A 1,646-nucleotide genomic window follows, 5' to 3' on the forward strand; every position below is an offset into this window, starting at 1 on the left:
ACGGTTCACAAAAATAGGCAATTCCCATTCATTATCTAGCGGAATTTCGCTATTTATCCCTTTTTCAATCTTATTAAGTAGCATTTGTTTTACGGCATATTCAAGCGTGCCTTTGTAGCTGTCATCAAGGGGATTAGGTTGCGCAACGCCGCTATATTTGAGCAATGAATAAAGGCGGGTTAGGGTGTCTTTTTGTTCATTTAAGAAGTTTTCAAATAATGCGTTAAATTCAGCTAGTAGGCTTTTTTCTCGCATTTGCAAAATTTGCTGATATTCGTTAAATAAATGTTCTTTCTGTTGATATATTTTAGCGTCTATTTCTTCTAAATAGGCTTGGTAATATTCAATTCGTGTTTTTATACCCGTTTCAGCCTGTTTTAATGCAACATAATCATCAGCTGAAATAAAATTTTCTTTTTCTAGCTTGTTTTCTGCATTATTCGCTTGTTCGATTAAATCTTGCTGAAGTGCGGCAATAATATTCTGCGTTTTGCTTTTTTCTTTCAGAAGATTATCTAAGGCTTGTTTTTCAGCTAGATATTTCGTTTTATGTTGCTGAAATTCGGTTTTTGGTTTTTCCATTGGTTAAATCTCTTTTTGTGCGTTGATTTTGCTTTCTATCCAGTCTTCTATTTCACTTTCCAGCCAAGCACGGCGATTTGCTGAAATGCTGATAGCGTGCGGGAATTCATTTCTTGCCATTAATGTGTAAATGGTCGTTTTTTTCAGGCTTGTGCGGTCAATTACTTGCTCAAGGCTGATAAATCGCTGTTTTCTTTGGTTTTCACTCACATTTTTAGCCCCTTGTTTTTTGTTTCCGCCCTGTTTCATTGGCGTTCGTTTTGGTTCGTGTTAAGGATAAAAAAGGGGCGTTTTTTTGTCATTTTGTTTAAATTGTGAAGGTGAAGCCCACAAAATCAGGCTTATTTTTTATGTAGCAATGCCAAAAATAAGGCTAGAAATGTGATAAGGGCAAAATTTAGCCAAAAAGCACCGCACTTTCTTATAACTAAAAGCACAATTTTTTGCGTTTTTTTGCGTTGATTTGCGTTAAATAAACGTGGTTTATGAATTTAATTCATACCAGGCAGGGCAAGGCTTGAACCATCACCGCAATTTGCGTTGAAATCACTACATTTACTGCGCGGGCGTGGCGAGGGTATGCTAGCGATTTTTCAGCCGTGCTTTTTCCAGCGTTTAGCGCAACTAGAAGCCCATCAAGAAGGGAAAATAAAAAATATGTAAATAGACTAAGCTAAAATAAACGCCCCAAAATGGGCGTTTTATAGCGTTTTTGATGGCTGTATATAAATACAATAAAAATGAGCTAGTTTTTATATATGAATTATTTTCATATTCTATTTTTGAATATAAATTTAATAATAACAGTCATATATGATTTTTCTTGCTTTTTAACCATTAGAAATAGATGATTATTTAACATATTCAACTTTCATTAAGGATTAAAAGAATGAAAAAACTTCTTACATTCGGGCTTATTCTTTCCTTACTATTCGGCGGATTAAATCCAGCACTAGCAAAAGAGAAAGCTAAAAAGAAAAGCAGCATAGTTAAGAAAGCAGTCATTGCCTATGTTGCCTATAAAGTCATAACGAGTGGCAAAGACAAAAAAGAAGAAAGCAAAC

At 34.6% G+C, this 1,646-nt stretch carries 2 protein-coding genes; both read right to left on the reverse strand.

The window, feature by feature from the left end; all coding sequences use genetic code 11:
• Positions 1 to 582, reverse strand: a 582-nt coding sequence (locus ACLS0A_RS10910) for a hypothetical protein (protein ID WP_416083494.1), incomplete at its 3' end; no start/stop codon positions are given.
• Positions 583 to 585: 3 nt separating this feature from the next.
• On the reverse strand, positions 586 to 831 hold the full coding sequence (locus ACLS0A_RS10915) for a helix-turn-helix transcriptional regulator (RefSeq protein ID WP_416083493.1): 246 nt from the start codon (positions 829 to 831) through the stop codon (positions 586 to 588).
• Between the last annotated feature and the right edge of the window lie 815 nt (positions 832 to 1,646).

Source organism: Avibacterium volantium, assembly GCF_049366555.1.
GTDB classification, from domain to species: domain Bacteria; phylum Pseudomonadota; class Gammaproteobacteria; order Enterobacterales; family Pasteurellaceae; genus Avibacterium; species Avibacterium volantium_A.